The sequence below is a fragment of the Variovorax sp. 3319 genome, assembly GCF_031456585.1.
Taxonomy (GTDB): domain Bacteria; phylum Pseudomonadota; class Gammaproteobacteria; order Burkholderiales; family Burkholderiaceae_C; genus Variovorax; species Variovorax paradoxus_P.
Window position 1 is genome coordinate 40,845 of record NZ_JAVDUZ010000008.1, and the last position, 21,045, is coordinate 61,889.

Here is a 21,045-nt window from a genome sequence, read left to right on the forward strand (position 1 = left end):
AGGGCCCCCATCAGTCCCACATCAGGCCGACTTGGGCCGCGGCGTCTTCGGCTTGTAGTCGCAGTAGGGCGCTACTGCGCATTCCCAGCACTTTGGCGTGCGCGCCACGCAGATGTAGCGCCCGTGCAAGATGAGCCAGTGGTGCGCATGCAGGCGAAACTCGAAAGGCACGCGCTTCTCCAGCTTGAGCTCCACTTCGAGCGGGTTCTTGCCCGGCGCCAGCCCGGTGCGGTTGCTGACGCGAAAGATGTGCGTGTCGACGGCAATCGTCGCCTCGCCGAACGCCACGTTGAGCACCACGTTGGCGGTCTTGCGCCCAACGCCGGGCAGCGCCTCGAGCTCGGCGCGCGTGCGCGGCACTTCGCCGCCGTGCTGCTCCACAAGAATGCGGCAAGTCTCGATCAGGTGCTTGGCCTTGCTGCGGTAGAGCCCGATGGTCTTGATGTATTCCTCCAGCCCCTCCACGCCCAGCCTCAGGATGGCTTGCGGCGTGTTCGCCACCGGAAAGAGCTTGCGCGTGGCCTTGTTCACGCCCACGTCGGTGGCCTGGGCAGAAAGCAGCACTGCGGCCAGCAACTCGAAAGGCGTGGCGTATTCGAGCTCGGTCTCAGGGGTCGGGTTTGCCGCCTGCAGGGTGGCAAAGAAGAGGGGAATATTGTCTTTTTTCATGGAGCTGTAAGCGCGGCGCCCGCCCTTCGCAGGGGGCAGGCGGGCGGCAGTTGCAATATATCGTCGAAAGGCTATGGCCTTACGCAGCTTTATTGCCCTCGGCTTTCGCCACAATAGCGCTTCAGAAAGTGAGACTCCCCATGCAATTCGCTTCCCGCCTCGACAATGTCGAAACCTCCGCCATCCGCGAACTCTTCAAGCTGCTGGGCAAGCCCGGCATCATCAGCTTTGCGGGCGGATTTCCCGACAGCGCCATGTTCGACGTCGAGGGCCTGAAGGAGGCGAGCCAGAAGGCGCTGACCGAAGAGCCCGGCGGCGCGCTGCAATACGGCGCCACCGAGGGCTACGAGCCGCTGCGCACGCAGCTTTCTGCTTTCATGAAGACCAAGGGCGTCGACGTCGACCCGAGCGGCCTCATCGTCACCACCGGCAGCCAGCAGGCGCTCGACCTGCTGGGCAAGACCATGATCTCGCCCGGCGACAAGGTGATCGTCGAAGGCCCGACCTTCCTGGCGACCATCCAGTGCTTTCGTTTGTACGGCGCGCAGCTCATCAGCGCGCCCATCGACGCCAACGGCGTGAAGACCGACGAGCTCGAAAAGCTCATTGCCGAGCACAAGCCCAAGTTCGTCTACCTGATTCCCACCTTCGGCAACCCGAGCGGCGCCATGCTGAGCCTGGAGCGCCGCAAGAAGGTGCTCGAGCTTGCCGTCAAGTACCAGACACTGATCGTCGAGGACGACCCCTACGGCGACCTTTATTTTGGCGAGGCGCCGCCGCCTTCGATCATGGCCCTCAGCAAGGACGTGCCTGGCAGCCGCGAGCTGCTGGCCCATTGCGGCAGCCTCAGCAAGGTGCTGAGCCCGGGCCTGCGCATCGGCTGGATGATCGCCCCCGCCGAGCTCCTGGCCAAGGCCACCATGTGCAAGCAGTTCAGCGATGCGCACACCAGCACCTTCTCGCAAGCCACCGCCGCGCAATATCTCAAGAGCGGTCGCATGCCGGCCACGCTCGCGCACGTGCGCGAGGTGTACGGCCAGCGTGCACAGGCCATGGGCGCCGCGCTCAAGCGCGAGTTGGGTGATGCGGTGAGCTTTACCCAGCCGCAGGGCGGGTTGTTCTTCTGGGCGCGGCTCACGGGTGCCAACGGCAAGCTGGCCGATGCAAGCGAGCTGGCCAAGCGTGCCATCGAGCAACTGGTGGCCTTTGTGCCGGGCGCGCCGTTCTATGCCGAGAAGCCCGATCCGGCGACGCTGCGGTTGAGCTTTGCGACGGCCGACGTGGCGAAGATCGAAGAAGGCGTCAAGCGCCTGGGCCAGGCGCTGTAGATTCTCAGGGCGAGCGGTGCAGCCGCGGCGCCGCCAGCAGCGCCAGGTTGTCCTCGACGGCCGCATCCACATTGGGGTAGCGGCCTTTCATTTTCGATAGCGTCATGATGGTCTGGAGCGCCTTCAGGTCCTTGACCGAAGGCGCAACCTTGATCTGCGCGATGGCCGCCGATGCGTTGCCGCCGTTGACCAATGCCATTACCTTGCTTGCCCAGTCGTTTGCGCGCGCCATGTCTTTACCTGCTTTCCATTGAACCGCCGACTGTACACAGCGCGGCGCGTTACGATCACCCATGAGAAAAACCTTTCAGCTTCAGGTCGAGGGCAAGCACCCCGACCGTCTCCTCGAAGCCATCAAGCACGAGATTCGCAAGTACATCAAGCGCGAGCGCCGGCGCGTCCTGCCCGAGGGCGCGGACTTCTGGGACTTCGACTGCAAGTTCGGCACCTCGGCGGAAACTGCCGAAGTTGTGCACCTTTCGGCGATCACTGGCCTGATCGACGGTGTCGTCAAGGAGGCCGGCAAGCAGTTCTATGTCGAGATCCTGGCCAAGCCTGGCAAGCGCGCACCGCGCCCCGCTGGGGAGCGTACGGAAGAGCCTCCCGAAGAAGACTGATTTCTGCGCGTCTTGCGTGCTCGGAGCGAGGTCGTTCAGGGGGCGGGCAAAGGCCACCGGGTGCGCGCCCTGAACGGAACAGCGCAACGTCAAATAGACAGCAGACTGCTTCCTAGATCAGCGCCTGCGCGAGTTGCAGCCCGTAGCGCTGCTCCGCATCCTGCAGCGCACGCGCAATCGACGGGTGTAGCCGCACTCCGTTTTTCGATTGGGTTTCACGGCGCTTCAAGCCGCCTTCGCCAGGCAGGCGCACCGGCTTGGCGGGGTCGATGGGCGCATTGTTGCGACATTGGACTGCCACGTGGTCCATCTGCCGCAAGAAGGCTTCCTTGCCGCCGAACGCGTGCAGATCGTGCAGCGTGATGTGTACCGTTGCACCCCAGCCCTCGGGCGGATCGGCCCGGCCATGGCCTGCGAGGCCGGCGGTCAGCGTTTCGACCAGCAGCGCCATTCCGTAACCCTTGTGGCCATGGCTCAGGCCGCCTACCGGCAGCAGCGTGCCGGGCGGCTGGTCGAACAGCACCTGCGGGTTGTTCGTTGGCTTGCCCGCGGCGTCGATCAGCCATTCTTCGGCAAAGGTCTCGCCGGCCGCGCGCTTGCGGTTGCTCATGCCGTTGGTGGTGATGGAAGCCGAAATGTCGACCATCACGCCGCCCTGCGACAGCGGAAAGCCCATGGCCAGAGGATTGGGCGTGAACACCGCCTGCGTGCCGCCGAAGGGCGCGACGCTGGCCGTGTTGGGGTCGGAGCAGGCGAGCAGCATCAGCATGTCTTCCTGCAGCGCGCGCAGCATGTACACGGCCAGGCAGGCGATGTGATGGCTGCGGCGGATCACGAGCGAGGCGGTTCCGAGCTCACGGGCGCGCGGGAACAGCATGTCCATGCCCTGGTCCATGAGCCAGGGGCCGGGCAGGCGCTTGCCGTCCCACAATACGGCGGCGGGCCGGTCCGACAGCACCTCGGGGGCTCCCTCGCGCATCATGCCGCCGGATTCGATCTCTTTCACGTAGCCGGCCAGCAAGGCGAGGCCGTGGGTGTCGTGGCCCAGCAGGTCGCCTTCGACCAATGTGCGCGCAACGCTATCGGCCATCGCGGCGGCAAGCCCGGCTTTTTGCAGCAATGCGCTGCCGTAGTCCCTGAGTGCGTCTGCGCTGTAGAGCGGGGCGGTTGCGTCAGTCATTTCAGGATCTCCAGCAGTCTGTCGAGGCCGCCTTCATTGATGGCAACCATGGCTTGCTCGCGCACCTTCGGCTTGGCGTGGTAGGCCACGGAGAGGCCGGCCTCGCCCATCATCGGCAGGTCGTTGGCGCCGTCGCCCACGGCAATGGTCTCCTGCGGCGAAATGCCCATGAGCGATGCAAGCTCGAGCAGGGTGCGGCGCTTCTCGGCGCCGTCGCAGATGTCGCCCCAGCTTTGTGTCACCACCTGGCCGGTGAGTTGGCCGTTGGCTTCGTCGAGCAGGTTGGAACGCGCAAAGTCGATGTCCAGGCGGTCCTTCACGCGGTTCGCAAAGAAGGTGAAGCCGCCCGACACCAGCAGCACCTTGAGCCCGGCCGCTTTACAGGCCGCTACCAGTTCCGCCGCGCCCGGGTTGAGCTTCAGCCGCTGGTCGTACACCTGCTGCAGCGCCTCCACAGGCACACCCTTCAGGAGCGCCACTCGGCGTCGCAGGCTTTCCTTGAAGTCCTTGATCTCGCCGCGCATCGTGGCTTCGGTGATGGCGGCCACCTCTGCTTTCTTGCCCACGGCATCGGCAATCTCGTCGATGCACTCGATGTTGATCAGCGTCGAATCCATGTCGAACGCAATCAGCTTGAAGTCGGCAAGCTTCAGCGGCGGTTTCACGCGCTGGATAACCAAGCCGGGAGAAATTTCTGAGGCGCTCATGCGGGTGCAGTTTCCTTGACGATGGGTTGGCCGAGGCTGCGCAGCACGTCGCGCACCATCTGCGCACGGTCCTTCGGCTCTTTCAGTTCGCGCTCGATGCGCAGCTTTTCGTTGCCGGCAAGCTTGATGTGCTTGTTCTTCTGGATCAGGTGGATGATGGCCATCGAATCGACCGGCGGGTCTTTCTTGAAGGTGATGTGGATCACGCCCGGCGCCGCATCGACCTTGACCACGCCATACGGGCGCGCCAGCACGCGCAGCCGGTGCGTGTCGATGAGCGTTTGCGCCTGCGGCGGCAGCTTGCCGAAGCGGTCGACGATTTCTTCCAGCAGCGTGTCGATCTGCTCGGGCGTTTTTGCGGTGGCCAGCTTCTTGTAGAACGAGAGGCGCAGGTGCACGTCGCCGCAATAGTCGTCAGGCAGCAGGGCGGGCGCGTGCAGGTTGATTTCGGTCGTGACCGAGAGCGGCGCAAGCAGATCTGGCTCTTGACCGGCCTTGAGCGCGCGCACGGCTTCGCTCAGCATCTCGTTGTAGAGCTGGAAGCCGATCTCCATCATGTTGCCGCTCTGGTTCTCGCCGAGCACTTCGCCCGTGCCGCGAATTTCCAGGTCGTGCATCGCGAGATAAAAGCCGGAGCCCAGCTCTTCCATCTGCTGGATGGCATCGAGCCGCTGCGCCGCCTGCTTGGTCAGGCCTTCGGTGTCCGGCACCATCAGGTAGGCGTACGCCTGGTGGTGCGATCGCCCGACACGTCCGCGCAGCTGGTGCAGCTGCGCCAAGCCGAACTTGTCGGCGCGGCTCATCACGATGGTGTTGGCGGTCGGCACATCGATGCCGGTCTCGATGATGGTCGAGCACAGCAAGAGGTTGTAGCGCTGCGCCACAAAGTCGCGCATCACGCGCTCGAGTTCGCGCTCGGGCATCTGGCCGTGGGCCACGGCAATGCGAGCCTCGGGCAATATCTCCTCGAGCTTCTGGCGGCGGTTCTCGATGGTCTCGACCTCGTTGTGCAGAAAGTACACCTGCCCGCCACGCTTCAGTTCGCGCAGCACGGCTTCGCGGATGACGCCGGTGCCTTCGTTGCGCACAAAGGTCTTGATGGCCAGGCGCCGCTGCGGTGCGGTGGCAATCACGCTCAGGTCGCGCAGGCCTTCGAGCGCCATGCCCAGGGTGCGCGGAATGGGCGTGGCCGTGAGCGTCAGCACGTCGACCTCGGCGCGCATGGCCTTCATCGCCTCTTTGTGGCGCACGCCGAAGCGGTGTTCCTCGTCGATGATGAGCAGGCCCAGGTTCTTGAACTTGACCGATTGCGAGAGCAGCTTGTGCGTGCCGACGACGATGTCGACCGTGCCTTCGGCAATGCCTTTGGCCGCCGCGGTAATTTCCTTGGCTGAGCGGAAGCGGCTCATTTCGGCCACCTTGACCGGCCACTTGGCGAAGCGGTCGACCAGCGTCTGGTAGTGCTGCTCGGCCAGCAGCGTGGTGGGTGCGAGAAACGCCACCTGCTTGCCGCCGGTGATGGCGATGAACGCCGCGCGCAGCGCCACTTCGGTCTTGCCGAAGCCCACGTCGCCGCAGACCAGCCGGTCCATCGGCTGCGGCGAGATCATGTCTTGCACCACCGCGTGGATCGCTGCCTTCTGGTCGGCCGTTTCCTGAAAGCCGAAGTCGTTGGCGAACACTTCGTAGTCGGCGGCCGAATAGCGGAAGGCGTGGCCTTGCCGCGCGGCGCGGCGCGCATAGATGTTGAGCAGTTCGGCGGCAGAGTCGCGCACCTGTTCGGCGGCCTTGCGCTTGGCTTTTTCCCACTGGCCGGAGCCCAGCTTGTGCAGCGGCGCCTCGTCGGCGCTCACGCCGGTGTAGCGGCTGATCTGGTGCAGCTGCGAAACGGGCACGTAGAGCGTGGCCTTGTCGGCGTACTCCAGGTGCAGCATTTCCTGCAGCAGCGGCTTGCCTTCGGCATCCACGCCCTGGCCCAGGTCCATGTGGATGAGCCCGCGGTAGCGGCCGATGCCGTGGGCGGTATGGACCACAGGGTCGCCGACGTTCAGCTCGGAGAGGTCCTTGATCAACGCCTCGACGTCGCTGACCTGTTCCTGCTTCTTGTTGCGGCGGCGGGTGGTTGGCGCGGTCGCGAAGAGTTCGGTTTCGGTGACAAGGTCGATGCCCTGTTCGCGCCATGCGAAGCCAGAGGCCAATGCAGCGGTGGCAATGCCTATTTTTTCGTCGGTCGAAGCCTCGAACTCGGCCAGCGAGTCGAAAGCCGGCGGGCTCACGCCGCTGGCACGGAGAAAGTCGAGCAGGCTTTCACGCCGGCCTTCGCTTTCGGCAATCAGCAGCACGCGGTGCGGCGTTGCCTTGATGTGGGCCTTGAGGCCGACCAGCGGGTCTTCGGCGCCGCGCACCACTGCGAACGGCGGCAGCTTGTCGAATTCTGCGTACGGCGTTTCGGCGGCGATGTCGCCTCGGATCGCCAGTTGCGCGTGCGGCTTGGCCCGTTGGTAGAACTGCTCGGCGTTGAGAAACAGTGCCTCGGGCGGCAGCGCGGGCCGTTCGGGATCGCCGCGCACCAGGCGGTACCGCTCGTTGGTGTCTTGCCAGAAATGCTGGAACGCGGGCTCGAGGTCGCCATGCAGCACCACGGTGGCATCGGGCCCGAAGTAGTCGAACACCGTGGCCGTCTCATCGAAGAACAGCGGCAGGTAGTACTCGATGCCGGCGGTGGCCACGCCGTTGCCCATGTCCTTGTAGATACGGCTCTTGGTCGGATCGCCCTCGAGCAGTTCACGCCAGCGGCTGCGAAATCGCGCCCGGGCGTCGTCGTCCATCGGAAACTCGCGGCCCGGCAGCAGGCGCACTTCGGGCACGGGGTAGAGGCTGCGCTGGGTGTCGGGATCGAAGGTGCGGATGGAATCGATCTCGTCGTCGAACAGGTCGACACGGTAGGGCACGAGCGAGCCCATGGGGAACAGGTCGATGAGGCCACCGCGCACCGCATATTCGCCGGGGCTCACCACCTGGGTTACGTGGCTGTAGCCGGCAAGGGTGAGCTGGGCCTTGAGCTTCGATTCCTCGAGCTTCTGCTTGGCCTTGAAGTGAAAGGTGTAGCCGGCCAGGAAGCCGGGCGGCGCCAGCCGATACAGGGCGGTGGTGGCGGGCACCAGCACCACGTCGGCTTCTTTCTGGCTGATGCGCCAGAGCGTGGCCAGCCGCTCGCTGATCAGGTCCTGGTGGGGAGAAAAGCTGTCGTAGGGCAGAGTTTCCCAGTCGGGAAACAAGGCGCAGCGCAGGTCTGGCGCAAAGAACGCCATTTCGTCGATCAGGCGCTGCGCATCGTTCGCGTCCGCGGTGAACACCGCGGTGGCGCGGCCCGCGGTTTTTTCGCGCATGCCCAGTTGCGCCAGCAGCAGGGCGTCGGCCGATAGAGGAGGACGCGGCAGCGTGAATCGCTTGCCCGCCGTGAGGTGGGGGAGGTCCATTGAGCGCTTCTGAAAATGCACGACACCCCGCGCCGGCTGGGGAGGGGTGTGAAGCTGTCGATTCTAGAATGGCGGCCCCTTATTCGCTTGCCGGCCCTTGCCCGGTGCCGGACCCCATGTCTTCCTCCCGACTTTTCGTGCTGATTCCTTGCGCCGGCTTCGGCCACCGGGCCGGTGGCGCGCAGCCCAAGCAATATCAGCGGCTCGCGGGGGCATCGATGGTGGCCCATACGGTCGAGGCTTTCCGCGCGCTGGCCGGCCGCTTCGCCGGACTGGCGGTGGTGGTGTCGCCCGAAGACCGCGACATTCAGGCGGCGTTGCCGCGCTTTCCGGCAACGGGCGAATTCCTGCTGCATGTGGGCGGCGTGACGCGCGCGGCCACAGTGCGCAACGGCTTGGCGGCGCTGCGGCACAAAGGCGCCGGAGCGCACGACTGGGTGCTGGTGCACGACGCGGCACGCTGCCTGGTCACGTCGAGCCAGATCGAGGCGCTGATCGCGGCTTGCGAACACGATGCCGTCGGAGGGCTGTTGGCGCACCGGCTGGCGGACACGCTGAAGGTTTCTTCAGGCGACAGCCGGGTGTCGCAGACGCTGCCGCGCGCCGACAAATGGCTGGCGCAAACGCCGCAGATGTTTCGCATTGGCATGCTGCTCGATGCATTGGAGCGCGCCGGCGACGCGGTAACGGACGAAGCCGGCGCCATCGAGGCGATTGGCCTCTCTCCGCTGCTGGTGCCGGGCAGCGCACAGAACTTCAAGGTGACTTTTCCCGAAGATTTTGCGCTGGCCGAAGCGGTTCTGCTTGGCCGCAAGAAGGGCTCGGCATGACGGCGCCGTTCAATATTCGCGTTGGCGAGGGTTGGGACGTCCACCAGCTCGTGGCCGGACGCAAGCTGATTCTGGGCGGTGTCGAGGTGCCGCACACCACCGGTTTGCTGGGGCATTCGGATGCAGATGTGCTGCTGCATGCCATTACCGATGCCCTGCTCGGTGCGGCGGGGCTGGGCGACATTGGGCGGCATTTCCCAGACACCGACGCACAGTTTCGCGGCGCAGATTCTGCAGTGCTGCTTGGCGAGGCAGCACGGCGTGTGCGTGCGGCCGGCTGGGAGATCGGCAATGTCGACAGTACCGTGATTGCGCAGGCGCCCAAGCTCGCACCGCATATTCCTGCAATGTGCCGGCGCATCGCCGAGACACTGGGGCTTGCGCCCGAACAGGTCAACGTGAAAGCCAAGACGGCCGAAAAGCTCGGCCCTGTTGGCGAGGGCCGAGCCATGGAAGCACGCGCCGTGGCGCTGCTTTACCGCCGCTGATTTTCGGCTGGCTCAGGCCCGTCGGCTGGGCGCTTCGGAGGGCTTCTGGACCGGCATGGCGCGCGGCATGCGGATGTGCGCCGCAAGGCCGCGCCCCGGCGTGCTGGTGAGCGCGAAGGTGCCGCCCATGCGCTCGATGTTCTTGGCGACGATCGACAGGCCGAGGCCGGCACCGGCCGCAGAGGTGCGCGCCACGTCGCCCCGGAAAAACGGCTTGGTCAACTGCGAAAGCAGGGCGGGTTCGACGCCCGCGCCGTGGTCGCGCACCTTGATCAGCACCGCATCGTTGTTTGCCTGTGCCTGGATCACCACGTCGGCCACGCCGGTGGAAGGTGTCTTGCCGTAGCGACGGGCGTTTTCCACGAGGTTGGAAATGACGCGGGTGAGCTCGACCTCGTCGCCCAGCACGCGCAGATCGGGCGGCACGTCGACGCGGATGTTCATTTCTTCGTAGTCCTGAACGGCATAGGTGCAGGCATCGACCACGTCGCGCAGGAGCACGGGCTTGGGGTCGACATGGTCGGGACGCGCGTAGTCGAGGAATTTGTCGATGATCGCGTCGAGCTGGGCAATGTCGGCCGCCATGTGGTCGCGCGCATCTTCGTCGGCCACGCTCATTTCGGTTTCGAGCCGCAGCCGCGCCAGCGGTGTGCGCAAGTCGTGCGAGATACCCGCCAGCATGATGGCGCGGTCCTGTTCGATCTTGGCCAGCTGGTCGGCCATGCGGTTGAAGCCGATGTTGACCGCGCGGATCTCGTTGGTGCGGGCGCGTTCGTCAAGGCGGTGCGCCTCGTACTCGCCTTCTCGCACCTGCATGGTGGCGCGCGAAAGCTGCTTTAGCGGCAGGTTGATCAGCCGCGTGATGAGCGCCGCGCCGGCCAGCGAAAGGGCCATGGCCGTGCTGAGCCACACCAGCCAGGTGCGGCCGCCCACGCGGCTGAAGCGGGTCGGGTCGAGCAGCAGCCAGTAGGCATCGCTCTCGATGGTGAAGCCGATCCACAGGCCCGGCTCGTCGTTGACCCGGCTGGCAACCGTGGTGCCCTCGCCGAGCTGGTCGATCAACTCTTCAGTCACCCGCTGGTCGAGCGCGCCGCTGGTGTAGGGCTGGAAGCGGTCGTTGGGCTCGCGCGGGAGAATGCGCACGCCCTCCTGGTCAGCCAGCGTCTTGATGAGCGACACCCGCGTGATCGCGTCCGAATACACCAGCGCCGCGCGCGTGAGGTTCACGAGCGAGGCGATCTGGTGCGCGGTCTGGATGGCGCGGGGCTCGTATTCGAGCGAGCGGAAAGTCTGCAGCCAGGCCACCGTACAGCCGATCAGCAGCAGGGCGAGCAGGAAGAATGTGCGCCAGAAAAGGCTGAAGCCAAGCTTCAGGCCCGGTCGCCGGTCACGCTGGCCAGTGCCCTCGAGCGGGCTTGGCATCGTGACCTGGGCGCCGTCCTCCTGGGCTGGGCTGGGTCTGGCAGATTGCAGGCCGATGGCCACCTCTGAACGTCGTTCAGGCCGCGCCGTCCGGCACGAACACGTAGCCCACACCCCACACCGTCTGGATGTAGCGGGGTGCCGCGGCGTCGGCTTCTACCAGCTTGCGCAGGCGGGAAATCTGCACGTCGAGGCTGCGGTCGAATGGCTCGAACTCGCGTCCGCGGGCCAGCTGGGCCAGCTTTTCGCGCGACAGCGGCTGGCGCGGATGGCGAACCAGCGCCTTCAGCATCGCGAATTCGCCGGTGGTGAGCGAAAGCTCCTCGCCGTCCTTCTTGAGCGTGCGCGAGCCGAGATCGAAGGCAAAAGGCCCGAAGGTCACGGTTTCATTCTCGGTGGAAGGAGCGCCCGGTGCCTCGAGCGGCGGACGGCGGCGCAGCACCGCGTGCACGCGGGCGAGCAGTTCGCGGGGGTTGAACGGCTTGCCAAGGTAGTCGTCGGCGCCGACTTCGAGGCCGACGATGCGGTCGACGTCTTCGCCTTTGGCGGTGAGCATGATGATGGGCGTGCGGTCGTTGGCGGCGCGCAGGCGTCGGCAGACCGAAAGGCCGTCTTCGCCGGGCATCATCAGGTCGAGCACGATCAGGTCGACCGTGTCGCGCAGCAGGATGCGGTTGAGCGCCTTGCCGTCCTCGGCCACGATCACTTCGAAACCTTCCTGGGTAAGGTAGCGGCGAAGCAGGTCGCGGATGCGGGCGTCGTCATCGACGATCACGATCTTGTCAGTGCGAGCGGGAACTTGAGTCATTTCTACAACGTTGAATTTGTAACAGCGCCGATTCTGAAGGCGTTAGGCCCTCGTTGAGCCGGTTTTACTTATGGTTTGACACTAAGTTACAAAACTTGCGGTCGCTCGCGGTCTAGTCATCCGACGTTAGCTCGGCGGTGGCAAAGTCCACCTTACTGATGACTTTTGTTCAATGAGAACTCTTCTTTCCGCGTTTCCGATCGTCGTTGCCTGCGGCTGTGGCCCTGCGTTGGCGCTGGCGGGCGACTTTCTCAAGGTGGGGGACGTGCGCCGAAGCGAGGTGCGCGAAGCCGTTGCCGCCCACCGCGCGGCCCAGCGCGACGAGATCCGGCGGGAGGAGGCCGCAGCCGGCCGGCGCCTGACAGCAGCCGAGCTCTTTGAGTTGCGGCAGCAGGTGCGAAGGCAGTGGACGGCGCCCGGCGCCCCACCGGCGCCGAATTCGGCAGAATCGCAGCCGGCAGAGCGAATCACGCCGGCGCCTATTTCGGCCAGCCGCGCCTTGACCTTGCCACGCAGCCAGCGCCGCTGAGGCGTACGGCGCGTTCGGCGTCTCGAGTACCAATTCCAGGGAGTATTTCGTCTTGAAAAAAATCAAACTTATTGCGGCTTGCGTCGCCTTGGCCGCGGCTGGGGCCGCTGGCACTGCCGTGGCCCAGAACATGGCGCCGCCACAGAACGTGCTGCAGCTCACTGCATCCGGCACGGTCGAGGTGCAGCAGGACCTGCTGAGCATGACGCTCACCACCACCCGCGACGCCACCGATGCCGCCACGGTTCAGTCGCAACTCAAGGCCGCGGTGGATGCAGCGCTGTCCGAAGCCAAGAAAAACGCGCAGCCGGGTCAACTCGATGTGCGCACGGGCAACTTCAGCCTGTCGCCGCGCTACACGCGCGAAGGCAAGATCAACGGCTGGCAGGGCTCTGCTGAAATGGTGCTCGAAGGCCGCGACTTTCCTCGCATTACCCAGACCGCAGGTCGCATCACTACGCTGAACGTCGGCAATGTGGGTTTTGCGCTGAGCCGCGAGCAGCGTGCCAAGAGCGAGACCGAGGCGCAGACGATTGCCATCGAGAACTTCAAGCAGAAGGCCACGGAGCTGGCCAAGGGCTTCGGCTTTGGCGGCTACACGCTGCGCGAGGTCTCGGTGAACGCGAACGACAGCGGCCCGATCCGCCCACGTGCCATGGCGGCCTCGGCCAAGTCTTTTTCTGCCGATGCGCCGGTGCCGGTCGAGGCCGGAAAAACCAGCGTGGTCGTGAACGTGTCGGGGTCGGTGCAGCTCAAATAAAGAGAACGGGGCAAGAGGCCTCGGCAACGCGACAGGCCTCTTGCTGCGAGCTGGGCTACTGAGCCGTCCAGCCGCCGTCCATTTGCCAGGCCACGCCGCGCACCTGGTCGGCGGCCGGCGAACACAGGAACACCGCCAGGCCACCGAGTTGTTCAACGGTGGTGAATTGCAGCGAAGGCTGTTTTTCACCTAGCAATTCGTTCTGCGCCTGTTCGGCCGAAATGCCTTCTCGGGCCGCGCGGTCGTCGATCTGCTTCTGAACCAATTGGGTCAAGACCCAGCCCGGGCAGATTGCATTGCTGGTGATGCCGGTGGTTGCGGTTTCGAGCGCAACCGACTTGGTGAAGCCGACGATGCCGTGCTTGGCCGCCACATAGGCCGACTTCTGCGCCGAGGCGACCAGCCCGTGGGCCGAAGCAACGTTGACGATGCGTCCCCAGTTGGCTTCGCGCATGGCGGGAATTGCGAGCCGCGTTGTATGAAACGCGCTGGTGAGGTTGATTGCGATGATGGCATCCCAACGTTCTGGCGGAAAGTCTTCGACCTTTGCCACATGCTGGATGCCGGCGTTGTTCACGAGGATGTCGACGCGGCCGAACCTGGCCGCGGCGAACTTCATCATGTCTTCGATCTGGTCGGGTTTGCTCATGTCGGCGCCGTGGTATTCGGCGCGCACGCCCAGTGCCTCGATCTGGGACTTGGGGGCTTCGGCATCGCCAAAGCCGTTGAGCACGATGTGTGCGCCTTGTTGTGCAAGAGCCTGGGCAATGGCAAGGCCAATGCCGCTGGTGGACCCCGTGACAAGCGCGGTTTTGCCTTTGAGCATGAAGATCAATCTCCGGATGAATTAGGATGCGACGAGACCATTATCCGCACCAGGACGACTTCGTTTCCATGACCGACCCGACGCTTCATTACGTGGCGTGCGATGACGCCCAGGGCGGCCATCGCATGGCCTATTGGCAATGGGGCGACGCGCGCAGCGCGCATGTGGTGATGTGCGTGCACGGGCTTACCCGCCAGGGCCGCGATTTCGATGTGCTGGCCGAGGCCATCGTTGCGCGTGCCAATGGCAACGTTCGCGTGGTGTGTCCCGACGTTGCCGGGCGAGGCCGAAGCGATTGGTTGCGAGATCCGGCGCTTTACCAGGTGCCAGTCTATGCGGGCGACATGCTGGCGCTGGTTGCACAACTGCACCGCGAGCAGCCGATCGACGCATTCGACTATCTGGGTACCAGCATGGGCGGGTTGATCGGCTTCGTGCTGGCAGGCCACAAGCAGTTGCCGTTGGCGAGGCCCATCCGCCGCTTTGTCGTGAACGACGTCGGCCCGACCATCGAGGCAGGCGCCATTCAACGCATCGGAGCCTATGTAGGGCAGGGCGGCCGCTACGCCAGCGTGCAGGAAGCAGCAGACGCCATGTGGTCGATATCGACCACCTTCGGCCCGCACACGCCGGCTCAATGGCTTGCGTTGTCGCAGCACATGGTGGTGCCTGCATCGCAGCGCACGGCGGATGGCTTGGGCAAGCTCGAAGGCGGTGAAGACTTGGCGGGCCCGTGGGTACTTCACTACGACCCGGCCATCGCCGTGGCGTTGCGCGCCATCACGCCCGAGGCTGCGGCCCAGGGCGGCACCGTGATGTGGAGCCTTTATGACGCCATCGAGGCGCGCACGCTCGTGACGCACGGTGCCCAGTCGGATCTGCTCTCGCGCGAAACGGCCCTGGCCATGACCGAGCGCGGCCCGCGCGCGGCGCTGGTCGAGTTCGAAGGTGTTGGCCATGCCCCCACCTTCATCGACCCCGCGCAGGTCTCCGCCGTCACATCCTTCCTGTTCGATTGAGGCCAACGTGAAGCGCGAGTCTTCGAGCCTTCAGACGGCAAACACGTCCGACGCGGTCATGGTGGACTATCCGTTGTCCGCCGCAACGGCCGATCGCACTCCGGTAATGGAGAACATGCTCGCGCGCGCACGCGCATTTGCCGAGCCGCTGATTGCCGACGAAAAGCTGGACACTGGTGAAAACACCTTGGCGCACGCAGATGCCGTAGCCGGCATCGTCGCGAAGATGGGCGGCTCCGAGGCCATGCAGGCCGCAAGCTACCTGGTGTACGCCTGCCAGCACCTCAACCGCCCGCAGGAGGTGATTGCCAAGGTGTTCGGCGACAACTTCGCTGCGCTGGCGGTGGAAACCACCAAGCTGGTCCGCGTGCAGGAACAGGCGCGCTCGGCTTCGCAGGGCCACCATCTGTCTGAAGGTGCGGGAGCGCAGACAGAGAATGTGCGCAAGATGCTGCTTGCGTTTTCACGCGACCTGCGCGTGGTGATGCTGCGACTTGCTTCACGGCTGCAGACGCTGCGGCATGCAGCCGCCAGCAAGCAGCCGGCGCCCGAGAGCGTGGCGCGCGAATCGCTGCAGGTGTTTGCGCCCCTGGCCAACCGCCTGGGCATCTGGCAGGTGAAGTGGGAAATCGAAGATCTTTCGTTCCGCTTTCTGGAGCCCGAAACCTACAAGCTGATTGCGCGTCTTCTCGACGAGAAGCGTGTCGAACGCGAAGGCCACGTGGAGCAGTTGCGCTCGCAGCTCGAGCGCGAACTGCAGGCCGAAGGCGTGCGCGCCACGGTGCAGGGCCGGCCGAAGAACATCTACAGCATCGTCAAGAAAATGCGCGGCAAGTCGCTCGACTTCGCGCAGGTGTTCGACATCCTCGCGCTGCGCGTGGTGGTGCCCGATGTGAAGGACTGCTACGCGGCACTGGCCTGGGTGCACTCGCACTTCTTGCCTATCGACGAAGAGTTCGACGACTACATTGCGCGGCCCAAGCCCAACGGCTACCAGTCGCTGCACACGGTGGTGCGCGAGGTGGTCGACGGCAAGCCCGGCAAGCCGATCGAGATCCAGATCCGCACCGAAGAAATGCACGACCATGCAGAGCATGGCGTGGCTGCGCACTGGGCCTACAAGGAAGCAGGGCACAAGGGCTATGCGGGCGTGTGGGCGAGCGGAGAGTACGACGCGAAGATCGCAGTGCTGCGGCAACTGTTGGCCTGGGAGCGCGACCTTTCTGGCGGCTCGCAGGGCCAGGGCCTCTTCGACGACCGCATCTATGTATTGACGCCCGACGCGGCCATTGTCGAACTGCCGCAGGGCGCAACCCCGGTGGATTTCGCCTATACGGTGCACACCACGCTCGGCCATCGGTGCCGCGGCGCGCGTGTCGATGGGGCGATGGTGCCGCTGAACACGCCGCTGTCCAATGGGCAGACGGTAGAGATCATCGCGGCGAAAGAGGGCGGTCCTTCGCGGGATTGGCTCAACGCGGAGTTGGGCTATCTGGCAAGCCACCGCGCCCGTGCAAAAGTGCGCGCGTGGTTCAACGCGCAGATCACGCACGAGACCGTGGCGCGCGGGCGAGAGGCCGTCGAGAAGCTGCTGCAGCGCGAAGGCAAGACTTCGACGCGGCTTGAAGACCTGGCTTCACAGCTCGGATTCAAGTCTGCGGATCATCTGTTCGAAGTGGTCGGCAAGGACGAGTTTTCGCTGCGCAACATTGAGATGCTGCTGCGCCCGCCAGAGCCCGCACCCAACCCTGACGACGGCGTGCAGCTCAAGAAGCCGCGCGCGAGCGAAAAGTCCGGCAAGGGCGGTGTGCTTGTGGTGGGCGTGTCTTCGTTGATGACGCAGCTGGCCAAGTGCTGCAAGCCCGCGCCGCCGGATGCCATCAGCGGCTTTGTGACGCGCGGCCATGGCGTGAGCGTTCACCGTACAGACTGCAGCAACTTCCGGATGATGGCCTCGCGCGATGGCGAGCGCGTGATCGATGTCGAGTGGGGCGCAGCCAAGGGTGGCGAAGCACCAATGTATGCGGTCGACGTGGCGGTGGAAGCGGCAGACCGCCAGGGCTTGCTGCGCGACATATCCGATGTGTTCGCACGAGAAAAGATGAACGTGATCGGCGTGCAGACCCAATCGGTCAAGGGCACTGCGTGGATGACGTTCACTGTAGAAATCGCCGATGCGGCGCGCCTCGCGCAGGTGCTTGGCGTGGTTACGGCGGTTGCAGGTGTGCGATCTGCACGTCGGCGCTAAAAAGCGCGTTTTCTCCTGCTACAATAGCTGCTTCTCGGACACATCCTTAGGCGCGTAGCTCAGCTGGTTAGAGCACCACCTTGACATGGTGGGGGTCGTTGGTTCGAGTCCAATCGCGCCTACCAATTTCTGTTCCAACTTCCGGCCAACCACCGGGTCTGTTGAACAGAGCTCTCACCGGGTTCCCCGGTGTTTCAATCGTCCTTGCGGTTAAGCAGACAAAGACCATGGCCATGTTGTTGTGCTACCTTGGCCGCTCTGCAAGCCTTTTCCAAATTTCTTGATAAGCGATCCGATGAATACGCGATCAACGATGGTTGATCGGGCTCATGCCGATATGCGCCTTGCCGCATTGCTTCGGCAAGCCCCTGTTGAATTTGCACGTGCGGTCTATGGCATCAACGACCACGCAAGCGGCCGTACCGACACCATGGCAGCGCGCGAAATTGCGCGCGCCTTGAGCCAGGGCATACCTGTCACGCAAGAGCGCGCCGAGCAGCGCTCCCGCGCTTACTTGCCTACCGCCGGCCACGAGCATTGCCCACGTTGCTGGGTGGTGTACGGCCACAAGAGCCCTTTGCGTTTTCGGGAGGCGACCGCAGAGCGCCCCGAGAGCGCGGCGTGCAATGCGTGCGGCGCCGAATACGCCACAACCTCCGATTGAAGGGGATGCGCGGTCAGGGTAAACCTTGTCGCGATGCAGCAAAACCGCTACCTAGAATCATCGGATGACATGGGCATCCATGTGAAGGAGTCCGCAGTGCAGAGCAAGAAGTCCGGGGTCAAGCCGGTGCAACGTGTAATCAAGAAGTACCCCAACCGAAGGCTCTACGACACCGAGACATCCACATACATCACCCTCACCGAGGTGAAGCAGCTGGTCATACAGAATGCCCAGTTCGTGGTGCGCGATGCCAAGACCGGCGACGACCTTACGCGCAGCATCCTGCTGCAGATCATTCTCGAGGAAGAAGCGGGCGGCGCGCCCATGTTCACCGAGCAGGTGTTGGCCAACATCATCCGTTTCTACGGACAGGCGATGCAGGGTTACATGGGCCCCTATCTCGAGAAGAACATCCAGGCCATGACGGAAGTGCAGGCGCAGCTCGCCGAAAAGGCCGAAGGCCTTACGCCTGAAATGTGGTCCCGCTTCATGACGATGCAATCGCCAATGCTCCAGGGGCTGATGGGCAACTACGTCGAACAGTCCAAGAACGTGTTCCTGCAGATGCAGGAGCAAATGCAGAAGAACACCGAGCAGGTTCTGGGCGCATTCGGCATCAAACGCCCCTGAAATTCCGGTCCCGGCCGATAGCTGGGACAATAGGGGCATATATGAGCGAAGTTGCCTCCCCCGAACGTACCGCCACGCCGGCCACCCCCAAGGTCGGCTTTGTGAGCCTGGGCTGCCCCAAGGCCCTTACCGATTCCGAATTGATCCTGACCCAGCTAAGTGCTGAGGGCTACCAGACCTCGAAGACTTTCGAGGGCGCCGACCTGGTGATCGTCAACACCTGCGGCTTCATCGACGACGCGGTGAAAGAAAGCCTCGACACCATCGGGGAGGCGCTGGCCGAAAACGGACGGGTCATCGTAACGGGGTGCCTTGGCGCCAAGACGGGCGACCAGGGCGGCAATCTGGTGCGGCAAATGCATCCGAGCGTGCTGGCCGTGACGGGGCCGCACGCGACGCAAGAAGTAATGGATGCGGTGCACGCCAACCTGCCAAAGCCGCACGACCCGTTCGTCGATCTTGTTCCCAACACGTTTGGCATTGCCGGCCTCAAGCTCACCCCGCGCCACTACGCATACCTGAAGATCAGCGAAGGCTGCAATCACCGCTGCACCTTCTGCATCATTCCCTCGATGCGCGGCGACCTGGTGTCGCGGCCCGTCGGCGACGTGCTCAGCGAGGCCAAGGCCTTGTTCGAAGGCGGTGTGAAAGAGCTGCTGGTGATCAGCCAGGACACTTCGGCCTACGGGGTGGACGTGAAATACCGCACCGGGTTCTGGGACGGCAAGCCGGTGAAGACCCGCATGCTCGAACTGGTGCGCACGCTCGGCGAAATTGCCGAGCCATACGGCGCCTGGGTACGGCTGCACTATGTGTACCCGTACCCGAGCGTGGACGAAATCATTCCGCTGATGGCGAGCGGGCAGGTGTTGCCTTACCTCGATGTGCCGTTGCAGCACAGCCACCCCGATGTGCTCAAGCGCATGAAGCGGCCTGCCAGCGGCGAAAAGAACCTGGAGCGGCTGGCGCGCTGGCGCGAAGTTTGCCCCGAGCTCGTGATCCGCAGCACTTTTATCGCCGGCTTTCCCGGCGAAACCGAGCAAGAGTTCGAGCACCTGCTCGACTTCATCCGCGAAGCCCAGATCGACCGGGCAGGCTGTTTTGCCTATAGCCCTGTCGAAGGTGCCACCGCCAACGACATTCCCGGCATGCTGCCTCCGGCCGAACGCGAAGCGCGCCGAGCCCGTTTCATGGAAGTGGCCGAAGCCGTGTCGATTGCCAAGCTGCAACAGCGCATCGGCGCGACGATGCAGGTACTGGTGGATTCGGCGCCCGGCTTGGGGCGCAAGGGCGGCGTTGGGCGTACTTACGCCGACGCGCCAGAGATCGACGGAACCGTGCGTTTGCTGCCGCCAGAAAAGATAAGCAAGACGCTCAAGGTGGGCGAGTTCACCAAGGCCCGCATCGTTGGCGCCGAAGGGCACGACTTGATCGCCTTGCCCATCTAGGCTGCTGCGCTGCTGCAAAAGAAAAGCCCGCAGAAGCGGGCTTTTCTTTTGGCTTGGATCGGGCGGCCATTGCCCGGCGGTGCTCAATCATCCGAACGCGAGATGACCAGAAGGCTCATGAACAACGCTCCGAGGAACATTCCGATCAACAGGGTAAATGCAGTAATCACGATGGTTTCCATTAGTTTGATGGCTATATTTTCAAACTAAACGTAACCATATGTGCGTTTTCAAGTTACTTTTAGAATCATATTGATGGAAAAGTGTGACTTTCGCCACACTTCGGTTCGGCTGAGGGCCTGCAGTCGCTGGTGCAGCCGCTAGGCGTGCGCGTTGAACCAAGCCCAGGAGCCAATCGCAACGCCAATCCAGATGGCGACGACCAGCACGGCGCCGGCAACGCTTCGCGGCTTCGCGCCTTGTTCTTTCATCCACCCATCTGCCCGGGCACGGCATTCCTGGAGAACATCTCCTGGAATGAGCCGGATGTTCAGCCAGATCAGTCCTGGCAACAGCAAGGCGTCGTCCAGATAGCCAAGTACCGGAATGAAATCTGGAATGAGATCGATCGGACTCAGCGCATATGCGACGACAAAAGCAGCAAGGGCTTTTGCGAACCACGGCGTATCCGGGTGGCGGTAGGCAAACCACAGTGTCACGGCGTCGCGCTTGATTCGCGATGCCCACTGCCGGATGCTTTTGAAAATGGACATGGAAGAGAAAGGGCGGTTGCCGCGCGCCAGTATGGCGCGGAAGATGGCCGGTAGATGTGGTTTGCACATTGCCGGATCGGCAGCAACCTTGGCGTGGTAAGGTGCACAACGGGCTGCAAAGCCTGTCGCAACTCCGCAGATTCATTCGATGATCGCGCAGCGAGTTGAACGCCGCGCTCATCAGGTTGAGTTTGCGGTTCACCTTTACTGGCAACGCGGTGTATTGACTCCGTTGCCGCGCTTCATGAGACTGTGCGCGATCATTCGTCGATGTACTGCGTCAGAATGGCGAAAAGCCGCTTCTCCGTAAGCGGGTTGCCGCATCACTTCATGAGACGAAGCCCATTCCACTTGTTTACATCCGCGCCGTCGACAGCTGCTTCTCCGGAAGTCCCGATTTGGGACTGTGCTGGAATGCGCGAATACGGTGGAGTGCGGTCGGTTCGGCCTGGTTTGGCTGCGACCGGATTTAGCGGGGGAGAGCATCCCTCGACCATGTTCCCAGGGAAAAGAAAAAACCCCTGTAAATCACAGATTCACAGGGGTTTCAGCTTGGTAGGGGTGGTGCCCAGAAGAGGACTCGAACCTCCACGATGTTACTCGCTAGTACCTGAAACTAGTGCGTCTACCAATTCCGCCATCTGGGCCCACATAGCTGCCGAAGCAGTTATGTTTTGAAT

General features: G+C 63.8%; 20 protein-coding genes and 2 tRNA genes. 12 read left to right on the forward strand and 10 right to left on the reverse strand.

The window, feature by feature from the left end:
- Positions 1-21 precede the first annotated feature (21 nt).
- Positions 22-669, reverse strand: a complete 648-nt coding sequence (gene nth / locus J2X67_RS16830) for an endonuclease III (RefSeq protein ID WP_309954525.1) — start codon at positions 667-669, stop codon at positions 22-24.
- 140 nt (positions 670-809) lie between these two features.
- On the opposite strand from nth, the gene J2X67_RS16835 reads away from it, so the two are divergent.
- On the forward strand, positions 810-1,997 hold the full coding sequence (locus J2X67_RS16835) for a PLP-dependent aminotransferase family protein (protein ID WP_309954527.1): 1,188 nt from the start codon (positions 810-812) through the stop codon (positions 1,995-1,997).
- Positions 1,998-2,001: 4 nt separating this feature from the next.
- Here J2X67_RS16835 and J2X67_RS16840 read toward each other — a convergent pair whose 3' ends face one another.
- Positions 2,002-2,229 carry a hypothetical protein gene (locus J2X67_RS16840; RefSeq protein ID WP_309954529.1) on the reverse strand — a complete coding sequence of 76 codons (228 nt, stop codon included), beginning with the start codon at positions 2,227-2,229 and terminating at the stop codon, positions 2,002-2,004.
- Between the two features lie 61 nt (positions 2,230-2,290).
- Between J2X67_RS16840 and J2X67_RS16845 the strand changes: the two genes are divergently transcribed.
- Positions 2,291-2,614, forward strand: coding sequence for a DUF6172 family protein (locus J2X67_RS16845; RefSeq protein ID WP_309954532.1), 324 nt, complete (start codon positions 2,291-2,293; stop codon positions 2,612-2,614).
- 112 nt (positions 2,615-2,726) lie between these two features.
- Here J2X67_RS16845 and J2X67_RS16850 read toward each other — a convergent pair whose 3' ends face one another.
- From J2X67_RS16850 to mfd, 3 genes are read right to left on the reverse strand one after another with little or no spacing between them, the layout of a single operon-like run.
- Positions 2,727-3,794 (reverse strand): Ldh family oxidoreductase, encoded by a 1,068-nt coding sequence (locus tag J2X67_RS16850; RefSeq protein WP_309954534.1) that lies wholly within the window; start codon positions 3,792-3,794, stop codon positions 2,727-2,729.
- Positions 3,791-4,501: a phosphoserine phosphatase SerB gene (gene serB, locus J2X67_RS16855; RefSeq protein ID WP_309954535.1), complete on the reverse strand. Its 711-nt coding sequence runs from the start codon at positions 4,499-4,501 to the stop codon at positions 3,791-3,793. The genes J2X67_RS16850 and serB overlap by 4 nt, the downstream gene beginning before the upstream one ends.
- Positions 4,498-7,980, reverse strand: a complete 3,483-nt coding sequence (mfd, locus tag J2X67_RS16860; RefSeq protein ID WP_309954537.1) for a transcription-repair coupling factor — start codon at positions 7,978-7,980, stop codon at positions 4,498-4,500. Before mfd ends, serB begins: the two co-directional genes overlap by 4 nt.
- A gap of 116 nt (positions 7,981-8,096) precedes the next feature.
- Between mfd and ispD the strand changes: the two genes are divergently transcribed.
- Both ispD and ispF read left to right on the forward strand, forming a co-directional pair.
- On the forward strand, positions 8,097-8,810 hold the full coding sequence (ispD, locus tag J2X67_RS16865; protein WP_309954539.1) for a 2-C-methyl-D-erythritol 4-phosphate cytidylyltransferase: 714 nt from the start codon (positions 8,097-8,099) through the stop codon (positions 8,808-8,810).
- Entirely contained in the window at positions 8,807-9,298 is a 492-nt protein-coding gene (gene ispF / locus J2X67_RS16870; protein WP_309954541.1) for a 2-C-methyl-D-erythritol 2,4-cyclodiphosphate synthase, read from the forward strand. Before ispD ends, ispF begins: the two co-directional genes overlap by 4 nt.
- A 12-nt stretch (positions 9,299-9,310) precedes the next feature.
- Here ispF and J2X67_RS16875 read toward each other — a convergent pair whose 3' ends face one another.
- Positions 9,311-10,720: an ATP-binding protein gene (locus J2X67_RS16875; RefSeq protein ID WP_309954543.1), complete on the reverse strand. Its 1,410-nt coding sequence runs from the start codon at positions 10,718-10,720 to the stop codon at positions 9,311-9,313.
- Positions 10,721-10,796: 76 nt separating this feature from the next.
- Positions 10,797-11,528 (reverse strand): two-component system response regulator OmpR, encoded by a 732-nt coding sequence (gene ompR / locus J2X67_RS16880; RefSeq protein WP_126749638.1) that lies wholly within the window; start codon positions 11,526-11,528, stop codon positions 10,797-10,799.
- A 172-nt stretch (positions 11,529-11,700) separates the two neighbouring features.
- Between ompR and J2X67_RS16885 the strand changes: the two genes are divergently transcribed.
- Positions 11,701-12,057: a hypothetical protein gene (locus J2X67_RS16885; protein ID WP_309954546.1), complete on the forward strand. Its 357-nt coding sequence runs from the start codon at positions 11,701-11,703 to the stop codon at positions 12,055-12,057.
- Positions 12,058-12,109: 52 nt separating this feature from the next.
- Complete coding sequence (locus J2X67_RS16890; protein WP_309954548.1) at positions 12,110-12,817, forward strand: SIMPL domain-containing protein; 708 nt, start codon at positions 12,110-12,112, stop codon at positions 12,815-12,817.
- A gap of 55 nt (positions 12,818-12,872) precedes the next feature.
- Here J2X67_RS16890 and J2X67_RS16895 read toward each other — a convergent pair whose 3' ends face one another.
- Positions 12,873-13,643, reverse strand: a complete 771-nt coding sequence (locus J2X67_RS16895) for a 3-hydroxybutyrate dehydrogenase (protein WP_309954550.1) — start codon at positions 13,641-13,643, stop codon at positions 12,873-12,875.
- A gap of 26 nt (positions 13,644-13,669) precedes the next feature.
- Here J2X67_RS16895 and J2X67_RS16900 point away from each other — a divergent pair, with 26 nt between their 5' ends.
- From J2X67_RS16900 to rimO, 6 genes are all read left to right on the forward strand, one after another.
- On the forward strand, positions 13,670-14,662 hold the full coding sequence (locus J2X67_RS16900; RefSeq protein WP_309954552.1) for an alpha/beta hydrolase: 993 nt from the start codon (positions 13,670-13,672) through the stop codon (positions 14,660-14,662).
- Positions 14,663-14,720: 58 nt separating this feature from the next.
- Positions 14,721-16,910, forward strand: coding sequence for a bifunctional (p)ppGpp synthetase/guanosine-3',5'-bis(diphosphate) 3'-pyrophosphohydrolase (locus tag J2X67_RS16905; protein ID WP_309954989.1), 2,190 nt, complete (start codon positions 14,721-14,723; stop codon positions 16,908-16,910).
- A gap of 48 nt (positions 16,911-16,958) precedes the next feature.
- Positions 16,959-17,035, forward strand: a tRNA-Val gene (locus J2X67_RS16910).
- 188 nt (positions 17,036-17,223) lie between these two features.
- Positions 17,224-17,574 (forward strand): hypothetical protein, encoded by a 351-nt coding sequence (locus J2X67_RS16915; protein ID WP_309954554.1) that lies wholly within the window; start codon positions 17,224-17,226, stop codon positions 17,572-17,574.
- Between the two features lie 69 nt (positions 17,575-17,643).
- Positions 17,644-18,204 (forward strand): polyhydroxyalkanoate synthesis repressor PhaR, encoded by a 561-nt coding sequence (gene phaR / locus J2X67_RS16920; protein ID WP_041946121.1) that lies wholly within the window; start codon positions 17,644-17,646, stop codon positions 18,202-18,204.
- Between the two features lie 41 nt (positions 18,205-18,245).
- Positions 18,246-19,652 (forward strand): 30S ribosomal protein S12 methylthiotransferase RimO, encoded by a 1,407-nt coding sequence (gene rimO / locus J2X67_RS16925; protein ID WP_309954556.1) that lies wholly within the window; start codon positions 18,246-18,248, stop codon positions 19,650-19,652.
- 320 nt (positions 19,653-19,972) lie between these two features.
- On the opposite strand, the gene J2X67_RS16930 is transcribed toward rimO, so the two are convergent.
- Both J2X67_RS16930 and J2X67_RS16935 read right to left on the reverse strand, forming a co-directional pair.
- Positions 19,973-20,365: a YkvA family protein gene (locus J2X67_RS16930; protein ID WP_309954558.1), complete on the reverse strand. Its 393-nt coding sequence runs from the start codon at positions 20,363-20,365 to the stop codon at positions 19,973-19,975.
- A gap of 562 nt (positions 20,366-20,927) precedes the next feature.
- Positions 20,928-21,012, reverse strand: a tRNA-Leu gene (locus tag J2X67_RS16935).
- Positions 21,013-21,045 lie beyond the last annotated feature (33 nt).